The organism is uncultured Flavobacterium sp., assembly GCF_963975005.1.
Classification (GTDB): Bacteria; Bacteroidota; Bacteroidia; order Flavobacteriales; family Flavobacteriaceae; genus Flavobacterium.
Genome location: NZ_CAXBFR010000027.1, coordinates 15,548 through 27,834, shown reverse-complemented (window position 1 = coordinate 27,834; position 12,287 = coordinate 15,548). Strand labels below are relative to the sequence as shown.

The 12,287-nt window shown below is 30.4% G+C and carries 13 protein-coding genes; 4 read left to right on the top strand and 9 right to left on the bottom strand.

Going from position 1 to position 12,287, the window contains the following annotated elements; all coding sequences use genetic code 11:
• From AACZ53_RS05265 to pyrE, 3 genes are all read right to left on the bottom strand, one after another.
• On the bottom strand, positions 1-1,292 hold a 1,292-nt coding region (locus AACZ53_RS05265), incomplete at its 3' end, for a DEAD/DEAH box helicase (RefSeq protein WP_339835440.1).
• Positions 1,293-1,393: 101 nt separating this feature from the next.
• Complete coding sequence (locus AACZ53_RS05260) at positions 1,394-1,786, bottom strand: SRPBCC family protein (protein WP_339835438.1); 393 nt, start codon at positions 1,784-1,786, stop codon at positions 1,394-1,396.
• 12 nt (positions 1,787-1,798) lie between these two features.
• The gene (gene pyrE / locus AACZ53_RS05255) at positions 1,799-2,443 is read right to left on the bottom strand and encodes an orotate phosphoribosyltransferase (RefSeq protein ID WP_026716276.1); all 645 of its coding nucleotides are present in this window, start codon (positions 2,441-2,443) and stop codon (positions 1,799-1,801) included.
• 7 nt (positions 2,444-2,450) lie between these two features.
• Here pyrE and AACZ53_RS05250 point away from each other — a divergent pair, with 7 nt between their 5' ends.
• The 3 genes from AACZ53_RS05250 to AACZ53_RS05240 all read left to right on the top strand — a co-directional run bounded on the left by AACZ53_RS05250 (position 2,451) and on the right by AACZ53_RS05240 (position 3,906).
• On the top strand, positions 2,451-3,044 hold the full coding sequence (locus AACZ53_RS05250; RefSeq protein ID WP_339835433.1) for an NUDIX domain-containing protein: 594 nt from the start codon (positions 2,451-2,453) through the stop codon (positions 3,042-3,044).
• A gap of 33 nt (positions 3,045-3,077) precedes the next feature.
• On the top strand, positions 3,078-3,332 hold the full coding sequence (locus tag AACZ53_RS05245) for a heavy metal-binding domain-containing protein (protein ID WP_339835430.1): 255 nt from the start codon (positions 3,078-3,080) through the stop codon (positions 3,330-3,332).
• 82 nt (positions 3,333-3,414) lie between these two features.
• Complete coding sequence (locus AACZ53_RS05240; protein ID WP_339835427.1) at positions 3,415-3,906, top strand: phosphoribosylaminoimidazolesuccinocarboxamide synthase; 492 nt, start codon at positions 3,415-3,417, stop codon at positions 3,904-3,906.
• Positions 3,907-3,912: 6 nt separating this feature from the next.
• Here AACZ53_RS05240 and AACZ53_RS05235 read toward each other — a convergent pair whose 3' ends face one another.
• Positions 3,913-5,634, bottom strand: coding sequence for a M14 family zinc carboxypeptidase (locus AACZ53_RS05235; protein ID WP_339835424.1), 1,722 nt, complete (start codon positions 5,632-5,634; stop codon positions 3,913-3,915).
• Positions 5,635-5,811: 177 nt separating this feature from the next.
• Here AACZ53_RS05235 and AACZ53_RS05230 point away from each other — a divergent pair, with 177 nt between their 5' ends.
• Positions 5,812-7,173, top strand: a complete 1,362-nt coding sequence (locus AACZ53_RS05230) for a DEAD/DEAH box helicase (RefSeq protein WP_339835422.1) — start codon at positions 5,812-5,814, stop codon at positions 7,171-7,173.
• A 56-nt stretch (positions 7,174-7,229) separates the two neighbouring features.
• On the opposite strand, the gene AACZ53_RS05225 is transcribed toward AACZ53_RS05230, so the two are convergent.
• The 5 genes from AACZ53_RS05225 to AACZ53_RS05205 form a co-directional block, all read right to left on the bottom strand.
• Positions 7,230-7,709: a hypothetical protein gene (locus AACZ53_RS05225; protein ID WP_339835420.1), complete on the bottom strand. Its 480-nt coding sequence runs from the start codon at positions 7,707-7,709 to the stop codon at positions 7,230-7,232.
• Positions 7,710-7,926: 217 nt separating this feature from the next.
• Positions 7,927-8,484 (bottom strand): porin family protein, encoded by a 558-nt coding sequence (locus tag AACZ53_RS05220; protein WP_339835417.1) that lies wholly within the window; start codon positions 8,482-8,484, stop codon positions 7,927-7,929.
• Positions 8,485-8,964: 480 nt separating this feature from the next.
• Positions 8,965-10,500 carry a SulP family inorganic anion transporter gene (locus AACZ53_RS05215; protein WP_339835414.1) on the bottom strand — a complete coding sequence of 512 codons (1,536 nt, stop codon included), beginning with the start codon at positions 10,498-10,500 and terminating at the stop codon, positions 8,965-8,967.
• 224 nt (positions 10,501-10,724) lie between these two features.
• Positions 10,725-11,180, bottom strand: coding sequence for a pantetheine-phosphate adenylyltransferase (coaD, locus tag AACZ53_RS05210; protein ID WP_339835412.1), 456 nt, complete (start codon positions 11,178-11,180; stop codon positions 10,725-10,727).
• A gap of 89 nt (positions 11,181-11,269) precedes the next feature.
• Positions 11,270-12,259: a D-alanine--D-alanine ligase gene (locus AACZ53_RS05205; protein WP_339835410.1), complete on the bottom strand. Its 990-nt coding sequence runs from the start codon at positions 12,257-12,259 to the stop codon at positions 11,270-11,272.
• Positions 12,260-12,287: the final 28 nt, after the last annotated feature.

The following is a 12,287-nucleotide window of genomic DNA, read 5'->3' as shown; positions in this document are numbered from 1 at the left end:
GAAACTTTTTTATATCGTTTTCCTGGTCCACCAAGATTGACTTTACTGTTTTTCTCACTTTTTTCATGAAAAGAAGCACCTCTTTCGTTGTCTTCTTTCTTTTTCTTCACTTTCATTTTGACTTTGTCTTTCTCGAATTCTAATTTTCGAACTTCAACAACAACGTCTTTAGGAATATCAAGGATTTCAATTTCTTGATTCATCAATTTTTCCACTTCAAAAAGCATTTCTTCTTCTTTTGGTGCAATGAAACTTATGGCAACACCTTCTTTATCAGCACGACCTGTTCTACCAATTCTGTGAATATAACGTTCTGGTTCGTCAGGAAACTGTAAATTGAAAATGTGAGTAATATCAGTAATATCTAATCCACGAGCCATAATGTCAGTCGTAATTAAACCACGGAGTTCACCACTTTGAAAACTTTCCATAGTATTCAAACGATAGTTTTGTGTCTTGTTGGAATTAATTACACCAAATTGACCTGCAAAATGTTCTTCCAAAAAGTCATCTACTAATTCAGAAATACGTTTACTATTTATAAAAATTAGCACACGAGAAGTAGTTTCATCGCTTTCTAAAATATGTTGTAAGATGTTTAATTTCGTAAGGAAATTGGGAACACTATAAATATATTGGCTAATTTGTTCTAATGGAGTTCCACTTGGAGCCAATGAAACTTCTAGTGGTAAATCAAAATATTCGTCTAACAATTCATCAACCTCTTCTGTCATGGTTGCAGAAAACAAGATGTTTTGTTTTTTAGTTCGCATCATTGATAAAATAGCAGTCAATTGCGTTCTAAAACCTAAATTTAAGATTTCATCAAATTCATCAATTACTAATTTTTGAAGTGTATCAAAGCGAACTACATTATCCAAAGCCAAATCCATAATTCGACCTGGAGTTGCTACTAAAATATCAGTTCCTGTATAAACTGAAGTTTTTTGTGTGTTAATATTAACACCACCATAAATTCCTAAAGTTCGGATATTCATGTAGGTTGTCAATTTTTCAATTTCTTCTACTACTTGAACTACTAATTCACGTGTTGGAACTAATATTACTACTCTTGGTGTATGTAAATCTGCTACGAATTTCCATTGTTTTAAAATTGGTAAAAGGTAAGCAAACGTTTTTCCTGTTCCTGTTTGAGCAATTCCCATAACGTCTCTACCCGAAAGTATAACTTTATAGGCTTTTGCTTGAATTGGAGTAGGTTTCTCAAAACCTAATTCATCAAGGGCTTTTTGTAGTGATTTTGGTAAATCAAAGTCAAAAAAAGAATTCATTATTTTGTATTTTGTGCAAAGTTACAACTTTATTCTTTGTGTATTAGTCATAAAAAAACCTTTCGGTTAGGAAAGGTTTTGATTTTTTTAAATTGAAAATTTTACAATTTCCCCATATTTGAAGCTAATGTTTCAATAAATTTACCAATTGGACCTTTTATCATCATAGCCATCATTGGATTAAATTCTCCGTCAAATTGCAATTGTACTTCACAATTTGTTTCGTCAATTGGAGTAATGTTTCCTGTTAAAGTAAAAGGTAACTTACTACTTGCTGCTCCTAAAACAACTTTTGTAGGTTCAATTTTGTCTTTCATTACTAATTTAATTTCAGGCATGCCTTTTAAACCAAATTCAAAGCAATTTTCATCAATGACTTCAAATTTCGCAATGTTTTCGGGCATTAATTTTTCAAAACTTTTAACGTCTGTTAATTTTTCGAAAATATATTGAGCTGATTTTTCAATCTTTACTTTTGGGCTTTCTAAATTCATTTTTTTATTTTTTTATTCTTGATTCCAAGTAGACGGACTTTTTGACCATTCAATCAAAGATTCCATTTCTTTTTCAGTTACATATTGTTTTTCAACGGCTTTTGCTAAAAGTGTGTTATAATCACTTAAAGTATAAACATCTATGTTTGCTTTTTTAAAGCTGTCTTTTGAAACATCAAAACCATAAGTAAATATGGCAGCCATTCCTTTAACATTTGCACCTTCGTTCCGTAAAGCTTCTACAGCCATAAGACTACTTCCACCAGTACTTATTAAATCTTCAACGACTACTACGTTTTGTCCTTTTTGTAAAAAACCTTCCACTTGATTTTGTCTACCATGTTTTTTAGCTTCAGGTCTTACATATACGAACGGAAGTCCTAATTCTTCTGCAACAAGTATACCAATTCCAATAGCTCCAGTCGCAACACCTGCAATGACATCTGGCTTTCCAAATTGGTTTTCAATTTGTTTAGCAAATTCATCTCGAATGTAGTTTCTAATAGGTGGAAAAGACAGTACCAAGCGGTTGTCACAATAAATTGGAGACTTCCAGCCAGAAGCCCAAGTAAAATAATTTTCAGTATTTAATTTAATTGCGTTTATTTGTAAAAGCAATTCGGCTGTTTTATGTGCTGTGTTGTTATTAAAAATCATATTGCAAATGTATAAAGTTTTTGTGAACGATAAGCCACTTTTTTTGACAAATAAAATAGAAAAAGAAACCGACTTTCAATTATTCCTTTTGGAAAGCATTGATATCAAAAAACTTATCATTAAAATTTTTCAGAATAAAATTCAAAAAGCTTTTTTGTATCATCCTGATGAATCCTTATTATTAAAGACATTGAAGTCAAAAATACCTGTAGTAAAAGCTGGAGGTGGATTGGTTAAAAATGAAAAAGGAGATATTTTATTCATTTTTAGGAATGGAAAATGGGATTTGCCAAAAGGTGGAACTGAAAAAAACGAAACCATGGAAGAAACAGCCATGCGAGAAGTTGAGGAAGAAACAGGTGTAAATGGTTTATCAATTATTGAGAAATTACAAAAAACGTATCATGTTTTTAAACGAAATGGTCGCTATAAATTAAAAATAACGACTTGGTATGAAATGAATTCTACTTTTGATGGCACAACCGAAGGACAAGCCGAAGAAGGCATTGAAAAAGTGGAATGGATTAACCCAAAGGATGTTCCAACACTTTTAGAAAATTCATATGAGAATATTAAATTGCTATTTGAAGAAGAAAAATAAAAAATGAATTATTAATTTTAAACTATATAAAAAATGAAGAAATCAATTGTAATGTTTGTATTCGCAATCGCTACGCTAACATTTGTGTCTTGTAAAGAAGAAGCAAAAAAAGAAGTGACCACAGAAACTAGTGTTGAAGCTACAGGAGAAATGCCAGCAGAAGAAATGCACATGGCAAGTTATGCATGTCCAATGGATTGTGAAAAAGGAAAAATGTATGATGCTCCAGGTAAATGTCCAGTTTGTGAAATGGATTTAGTAGAAAGTCATGAAGGTCACAATCATTAATATTTAATAATTTATCACACAAATTTCACGAATTGACCTTTGTTAATTCGTGAAATTTGTTTTTTTAAACCGTTTACAACTTATGAATTCAGAAGAAAATAAGATCTTTAAAGCTAAAATTGGTTATTGTCACGTATTTAATGATAAAATTATTTTATCTAAAGATTTAAATATAGATGACATTAGTAAAGTTGTTGTTAGTAATAATATAAATAGAGTTTTAATTATTTATGGATTGATTTCTGTTTTTTTATTATATAAATCTTATGCAGTCTTTATTAATAAAGATTATGTTTTTTCGTTGCTTTTTCTTTCTCTTGGACTCTATTTAGTTTATGGAATTATAACTAGTAGAAATACTTCAACAACTCCAATTATTTTTAGAAATTCAATTAAAAAAGTTATTTTTAATAAAGCAAAACCTTTTTTAACTAGAGCTTATTTTGAAATTTATTTTAATAATGAAAATAATATATTAAATAAAAGATTAATAATGCTACCAAGTTCATTTTCTAATGGTAAAAGTGAAACTGAAAAAGCTTTGAAAATTTTTAAAGAAGAAAATTTAATTTAAAACTATTTAATTTACCCTATAAACAGGATATTGCAAATAAGCCTTTTCAAAATATTCTGAATGTCTGTAAATCCAATCCAATTGTGCTTCACCACTTTTTTCAAAAGCAACATCTGATTTCTTTTTAGCTTCAATTTCAGCTTTTAAGGTTGGATTTTTATCTAAAATTTCTTTGGCTAAATCTTCAAAAACATAAGCCGAAAAATACTCTTTTTGTTGTAAAATAGGATCAAAATAATTCCAGTTAAAGTAACTGTCAACTGCTTCTGGTTCTAAGGTTTCTAAAAGATATTTCATCCCTTTTTGTTGGGTTTTTATTAAAAAATCTCCTTTTCTGAATTTTAACTTTTCTATTTTTGAACTTACAACGGTATTGTAATGCCCATAATGTCCTTCATAAGGATTTTTAGAGGTTTTATAATCTGCAATTTTATAACTTTCGACTTCTATTAAGGTATCATTTTTAATTTCCGTCATTTCAATTTGGTTGACTTCCAACAAATCTAAAATCGTCCACTGTGATTTTGGAACCACATAATAAGCAGGAATCACGACGTCTTTAGTCGATTTATAATCATTATAAAACGGAATATTTTTGGTAAAAGGTTTCGCTCTGTCATAAAACAATCTTGGTTTTCCAGAAACATCACTTGGTTTGTAAGCACCTTCATAACCACGAAAAGTAATGGTAGAAATTTTTGTAGAATCAAGTTCCCAATTTAAAGGATATAGATTTCCCACTTTATAATTCTCTAAATTTTCAGCTTTTAAGGCTTTGATTTTTTGATAGTTTTTATCCACATAATTCAAACTCGAAACCATGTATTCATAAGTCACTTTTACGCGACTTGAAAAATCTTTTAACATATGTGTTTCAGGTACAGAACCTATGGCGTTGAACAACGTAGTGTAACCCGTTGCATATCTTGGTGTATCCATAAATTGAGCAAAACCATCATCTGGTTTGTCACCGTGAATGTTTACGTAAGGAACACTTTCTATCTTTTTTTTCTGCAAATCTTTTACGATTGCTGGATGCATTTCGGTTTTATAAAATTCTCCTAATTTTCCACCTAAACGTTGATGTTGTGTAGCAATACACGTAAAAGTATATTGATAATCAGCACCATTACTCACGTGATTGTCAATAAACATATCTGGATTTACCAAATGAAAAATCTCTTGAAAACTCTTTGAATTTTTGGAATCTGTTTTAATAAAATCTCTGTTCAAATCATAGTTTCTCGAATTCCCTCTAAAACCATATGCTTCTGGACCATTTTGATTGGCTCTTGAATGTGAATTTCGATTCAAACTTCCACCAATATTATAAACTGGAATAGCTACTAAAACCGTGTTTTTAGGAACAGCAACTTTTTTTGTAGCTAAATCTCTAATTAACATCATAGTTGCGTCAATTCCGTCTGGTTCACCTGGATGAATGCCGTTATTGACTAAAATTACAGCTTTATCTCTATTAATTTGTGTAAAACTAAATTGCTTATCTGGATTATAAATCACAATATGTAAAGGTTCACCGCTATCGGTTTTACCCATTTCTTTTAGATAAACCGTTTCAAAAGCACTATCTAGTTTTTGATAATAAGCAATACATTCTTCATAAGTTGTCGATTGATTGCCGTTTCCTTTTTCAAAAGGTGTCAAGTATTTTTCTTGTGAATAGGAAAACAATGAACTTAAAAGCAATAATGTAATTATGTGACGCATGATGTTTGATTTGTTCTTTCAAAAATAGAATTTTTTTGCCACAGATTCACAGATTTTTAAAAGTTATATGTTTAATCAGTGAATCAGTGGCTAAATTTAATCACTCGAAGTGAAGGTCAAGGACATATTTCTGAATTCTAATTTCTAAATTCTGAATTCAAAGACTATCTTTGCCCCATGAATACAAATCACCATTCGACAAATTTACTTGTCAATTTAGGAATCGAAAGCCTAAATGAAATGCAAGAAGTAGCACAGACTACTATTCTTCAAGATAATAATGTTTTATTACTTTCTCCAACAGGTTCAGGGAAAACCTTGGCTTTTTTGATGCCAATTTTTCAACTTTTGGAAGAAAATATCAATACTGTTCAGTGTTTAATTTTAGTTCCTTCTCGAGAATTGGGACTTCAAATTGAGCAAGTTTGGAAGAAAATGGGAACGAATTACAAAGTAAATATTTGTTATGGTGGTCATTCATTAGATACAGAAATTAAGAATTTAAGCAATCCACCAGCGATTTTAATTGGAACTCCAGGAAGAATTGGAGATCATTTAGACAGAAAATCGTTTGATGTGGAAAATATCACAACTTTAGTTTTAGACGAATTTGACAAATCCTTACAACTGGGTTTTCATGAAGAAATGTCTTATATCATTAGTCGTTTGCCAAAATTAAACAAACGTGTTTTAGTTTCCGCTACAGCTGGAATTGAAATTCCGAAATACACACGAGTTGTAAATCCAACGGTTTTAGACTTCATTGTGGAAGAAGAGGAAAACTCGAATTTAGACGTAAAATTGGTTATTTCTAAAGAAAAAGATAAGATAAATACACTTTTTCAGTTGATTTGCTCTTTAAAAGGAGAAAGTGCGATTGTGTTTTGCAACCATCGTGATGCTGTGGAACGCATTAGTGATATGCTAAACGAAAAGGGAATTTACGCTACTTTTTATCATGGAGGAATGGATCAAGATGAGCGTGAACGTGCTTTGATTCAGTTTAGAAATGGAAGTATGAGTTATTTGATTACGACCGATTTAGCAGCTCGTGGTTTAGATATTCCTGAAATGAAGCATGTTATTCATTATCATTTGCCTTTAAAGGAAGATGAGTTTACCCACAGAAATGGTCGTACGGCTCGTATGTTAGCTTCTGGAACGGCTTATGCTTTGATTCACGAAAGTGAAAAGAAGTTGGAGTATTTTGATTATAGTTTAGAAAAATTAGTAGTTACCGAAACGACAAAATTGCCAAGACCACCGCAATTTCAGACCATTTATATTAGTGGTGGAAAGAAAAACAAGTTGAATAAATTTGACATTGTTGGTTTCTTTTCGCAAAAAGGAAAATTGGAAAAAGGAGATTTGGGTTTAATTGAAGTAAAAGATTTTATTTCGTTTGCAGCCGTAAAATACGGAAAAGTAACCGAATTTTTAAAGAACATCCAAGATCAAAAAATGAAAGGAAAGAAATTTAAAATTGAAGTGGCCAGAAAGGTTGTGAAGAAAGAAGAGGAAGAGGATAAGTCTTATTAAGAGAAATTCAGATTATATTTTATAAAAGAAAACCTTCTTTTTTAGAAGGTTTTCTTTTAATTGTTCTTTTTTATTTCTTTCCACAAATGATATAAGAAACATATCTTCTGAATAGTTGAAATTCCAAATAGGAAAGTTAATCGTCCACCTCTTGCTAAATTTTCATATCCAAAATTGTAGTAAATTTTTTTACTTCTAACCTGAAAGGTTGTGTCCAATGGATGATGAAATATTTTTGTTTTCTCAATTTTTATTTCACCATATTTCATAAAACTTTTACATTTCATTTTTTTAAATACTCTTTCTAAAAGTTCAGAATTTTTTTTCTCAGTAAATTCTGTATTGAATTCAGAAAAATGATTCGATTTCCATTGTTTGTAAATTATATATATAAAAGGAATTGTAAATAAATAGACTTTAATTTCTATATGAAAGTACAATAATATGAATACGTAAAATGGAATAACATATATAAAACTTAATGAAGTTCCAATAATAATATCTAGCCAATTGTCTGAATTTCTTTTTAATTTCATTAAAAGTAATTTTTCATAGCTTTTATAGAACTTGTATATATAAACTTACAATTAATAAATATTTATATGTAGATATAAATATTTATGATGATTTGTAATCAATTGTAAATATATAAAAACAAAACAAGCAAACATTACGGTTTCCCACAATAAAAAAAAAGCTAAAAATTATTTCTAACTTTTAGCTTTCTTATTATAAAAATGGTGTTTGTGATTCTTAAAAGAAGTACCCTAAAGAAACTTGTAATACATTGTTTTTAATTTTGTCCGATTGACCTCTTAAATCGTTAATATTAGATAATCCTAAATTGTAACGCACTCCAAAATTAATACCGTTGTCTAGTTTGTAACCTAATCCAAAGTTTGCACCAAAGTCAATTTTTTTGTAATTGTCTTTAACATCAAAACCATCATAGTCAGCTCCAATTAAATAGCCAATTTGTGGACCAGCTTCAAGGCTTAAACCATTGAACACATAGTACTTTCCAATTAAAGGTAGATTAATGTAACTTAATGCAACAGGGTTGCTGTCATTTTTAAAACTAAAGCCTTGTCCAGAATACATAAGCTCTGGTTGAAATGAGAATTTTTCTGTAATGGTAATTTCACTCATAACTCCAAAGTTAAAAGCTGTTACAGGTTCTAAATCGCTAGTATTGTCTCCACTGATGTTAGCAAAGTTAAGTCCACCTTTTACTCCAAATTTAATGTCTTGTGCCTTAACATTGGAAAATCCAAAAACCGCTAAAGCAGTTACTAAAAGTAATTTTTTCATAATATAGATTTGTTTAATTTTGAATAAATGTAGATTGATTTTAGGTTTCAAAAATTTTATTTAATTTGTTTTTAACTTTTTTAACACAGAAAGAGGAAGTGGTTAACAATGTGTTAAGTTTTAATTTAGAAATTTTTTTGATCGGTACAAAGAAAGCTAAAAATCAAAGGTAGATTTTCAGCTTTTTTGTTTATATATGCACTTCGACAAGCTCAGTGTGACAATAGGTGTTATCAATTGTTTATAGATTAATAGAAGTTATTTTTATATTTAACAAAACATAAATGAAGTCCGAAATGTCAGTCTGAGCCTGTCGAAGACATTTCTACGTGAATAGAATAAGTTATCACTTCGACAAGTTTATTGTGACAATTGTGGTATCAATTGTTTATGAATTATTAGAAGATATTATGTTTTATATTCAACAAAACATAAATGAAGTCCGAAATGTCAGTCTGAACCTATCGAAGTCACTTTGACTTATTTCGCAGGAACAACCTTATAGGTTGGGTCTTCTATAATATTTACATCAATGATGGCCTTGGCATTATTAAGTAATTCAATACAATCGTTACTTAAATGTTTTAAGTGAACTACTTTATTTACAACAGCATAACGTTCTGTAATTTTATTTACAGCGTCAATGGCACTCATATCGGCAATTCGGCTTTCAGCAAAGTCAATAATAACTTCATTTGGATCGTTTTGTACATCAAATTTTTCAGCAAAAGCTGTTGTGGAACCAAAGAATAATGGACCAAAAATTTCATAATGTTTCACTCCATTATCATCTGTGAATTTTCTTGCACGAATTCTTTTGGCATTTTCCCAAGCAAAAACTAAAGCTGAAATAATGACTCCAATTAAAACGGCTAAAGCTAAATTATGCATTAAAATTGTAACAAAAGTCACCACCAACATCACAAAAATATCTGATTTAGGCATTTTGGTAAAGGCTCTAAAACTTGCCCATTCAAATGTTCCAATGGCAACCATAATCATAACTCCAGTTAAAGCAGCCATTGGTAATAATTCAATTACGGGTGCTCCAAATAAAATGATTGCTAAAATGGTTAAAGCAGCTACAATTCCAGATAATCTAGCTCTTGAACCAGACGATAAATTAACTAAAGTTTGGGCAATCATTGGACAACCACCCATTCCAAAGAAAAATCCGTTGGCAATATTGGCAGTTCCTTGTGCTAAACATTCGCGATTACTGTTTCCTTTTGTTCCTGTGATTTCGTCTACTAAATTCAACGTTAATAAACCTTCTGTTAAACCTACAGCTGCCATGATTAAACCATAAGGCAAAATGATTTTAAAAGTTTCTAATGTAAAAGGAATTTGAGGAATATGAAAAGGAGGAAGGCTTCCGCTAACAGAAGCAATATCTACAACTTGTTTGGTGTCAATATTAAAGATTAAAACGACTGCAAAAACAACAATAATAGCAACCAAAGAAGCCGGAACAGCTTTAGTTATTTTTGGAAAGAAAAGGATAATAGCAATAGTTAAAGCCACTAATCCAGCCATGATATATAGAGGTGAACCTGATAATAATTCACTTTGTCCGTTAATAATGGTTTTAAATTGTTCTAATTGCGACATAAAGATTATTACGGCTAATCCGTTTACGAAACCAAACATTACAGGTTGCGGCACCAATCGAATAAACTTTCCGAGTTTTAGTAATCCTACAACTATTTGAATGATTCCAGCCAAGGCAACAGCTGCAAAAACATATTCTAGGCCGTTAGAATTCATTAAGGCTATTAATACAATAACTGTTGCACCAGCACCTCCAGAAACCATTCCAGGACGACCACCAAAAATAGCGGTGATTATTCCCATGATAAATGCTCCATATAATCCAACTAATGGAGGAAAACCAGCTAATATAGCAAACGACAACGATTCTGGAATCATAGTCATGGCAACGGTTAAACCTGCAAGGATTTCGGTTTTATAATCTATTTTTTGTTTGAAATCGAAAAGATTCAGTACTTTTTGCATTATAATTTTGGCTTTGAAAAAAAATTAAGCCGCAAAGGTAAGGTTTTCAAATTAAATTATGTCTTTTGTGGTTTTGGAACACAGGTTTAAGGAATTGTATAAATTTGAAAAATAGAACGCAGATTTAACGGATTTTAATAGATTTACTTCACCGAAAAGCATTTAGAAAAAAACTTTGAGTAACTCTGTTAAATACTTTGTGAAACTTCGTGTAACCAAAAAGCTTACTTGTTCAAAACAACTTCTGGTACTAATTTTGAAACATCACCACCATTTCTTATAATATCTCTTACTATACTTGATGAAATAAAAGATGTACGAGCAGCAGTTAACAAAAAGACCGTTTCAATTTTAGACATGGTTCGGTTGGCATGAGCAATGGCTTTTTCAAATTCAAAATCAGCTGGATTTCTCAAGCCTCTTAAAATGAATTGAGCATTTTCTCTTTTGCATAAATCGATTGTTAATCCAGTATAAGTTATTACTTTAACTTTTGGTTCGTCTTTGAAAGATTCTTCAATAAAGCGTTTTCTATCTTCAAGAGTGAACATGTATTTTTTTTCAGCATTTACACCAATGGCAACAATAACTTCATCAAACAGGGAAATTCCTCTTTTGATGATGTCAAAATGTCCGTTTGTTATCGGATCAAATGATCCTGGGAAAATTGCTTTTTTCATATTATACTGAATTTATTTCAGTATCTTTTTATAGATACTTTTTTTATTGTAGTTTATTGATTGAACCATTAACTATCAAACATTAACTTTTATTTCTTCCAAATAGGTTTGTTCTGTAAAGCTAATTCAATTTCGCTATCTAGCAAATCACTCATTGGAATATTTGCATAAGTAGCTTGTTGTGGAAATATACTTTGTGGGCTTAATCCAGGATTCGTGTTGATTTCAATAAAATGAGGTTCATCATTCATAATAATGTATTCTGCTCTAGAAAAACCTTTCATTCTTAATGATTCGTAGACTTTAATTGCTGTTTTAGTGACTTTTTCGGTCATTTCTGGACTAATTCTAGCTGGAGTTATTTCTTCGGATTTACCCAAATATTTGGCTTCATAATCAAAAAAGTCATTGTGAGAAACGATTTCTGTCAAACCTAAAACCGTAGTTTTTCCTTTGTAATTTAAAACGCCAACCGAAATTTCCGTTCCATCTAAGAAGCTTTCAATTAAAATATCTTTATCTTCTGCAAAAGCAAAAATCAAGGCTTTTTCATATTCTTCTTTCGAATTTACTTTTGAAATTCCTAAACTACTTCCTGATTGATTCGGTTTTACAAAGAAAGGTAAACCTAAATCGGCAACAACATCTTCATAAGTAAAATCAATATTTCCTTCTGAAACATAAATAGATTTTGCTCTAGGAATATTAAATTTAGACAGGACTGAAAGGGTATCACGTTTGTTAAAAGTTAAACTCGATTGATAATAATTACAACCTGCATACGGAATTTCTAATAGTTCCCAATAAGCTTGTAAATGCCCGTCTTCGCCAGGTGTTCCGTGTACGGTGTTTAATATCACATCAAAATGAGTAATAGAAAATCCATCAGAAAATGAAAAATCAGCTTTGTTAATAGAAAGTTTCTCTCCATCAACAATAGCAAACCAACCTTCTAACAAGATATGAATTTCATAAATGTTATATTTTTCTTTATCTAAATTATTTAGAATTAATTGTCCGCTTCGAAGTGAAATTACTGACTCATCAGAATATCCACCCATTACAACTGCTATGTTCATATTAAATCGAATATATACTTCCTTACAA

Coding starts and splice junctions, on each gene's coding strand:
- pyrE (WP_026716276.1), bottom strand. CDS start 2,443: ATGATTTTTAATAACAACACAGCACATAAAACAGCCGAATTGCTTTTA.
- AACZ53_RS05235 (WP_339835424.1), bottom strand. CDS start 5,634: ATGCGTCACATAATTACATTATTGCTTTTAAGTTCATTGTTTTCCTAT.
- AACZ53_RS05260 (WP_339835438.1), bottom strand. CDS start 1,786: ATGAATTTAGAAAGCCCAAAAGTAAAGATTGAAAAATCAGCTCAATAT.
- AACZ53_RS05205 (WP_339835410.1), bottom strand. CDS start 12,259: ATGAACATAGCAGTTGTAATGGGTGGATATTCTGATGAGTCAGTAATT.
- coaD (WP_339835412.1), bottom strand. CDS start 11,180: ATGAAAAAAGCAATTTTCCCAGGATCATTTGATCCGATAACAAACGGA.
- AACZ53_RS05245 (WP_339835430.1), top strand. CDS start 3,078: ATGAAGAAATCAATTGTAATGTTTGTATTCGCAATCGCTACGCTAACA.
- AACZ53_RS05215 (WP_339835414.1), bottom strand. CDS start 10,500: ATGCAAAAAGTACTGAATCTTTTCGATTTCAAACAAAAAATAGATTAT.
- AACZ53_RS05225 (WP_339835420.1), bottom strand. CDS start 7,709: ATGAAATTAAAAAGAAATTCAGACAATTGGCTAGATATTATTATTGGA.
- AACZ53_RS05250 (WP_339835433.1), top strand. CDS start 2,451: ATGTATAAAGTTTTTGTGAACGATAAGCCACTTTTTTTGACAAATAAA.
- AACZ53_RS05220 (WP_339835417.1), bottom strand. CDS start 8,484: ATGAAAAAATTACTTTTAGTAACTGCTTTAGCGGTTTTTGGATTTTCC.
- AACZ53_RS05240 (WP_339835427.1), top strand. CDS start 3,415: ATGAATTCAGAAGAAAATAAGATCTTTAAAGCTAAAATTGGTTATTGT.
- AACZ53_RS05230 (WP_339835422.1), top strand. CDS start 5,812: ATGAATACAAATCACCATTCGACAAATTTACTTGTCAATTTAGGAATC.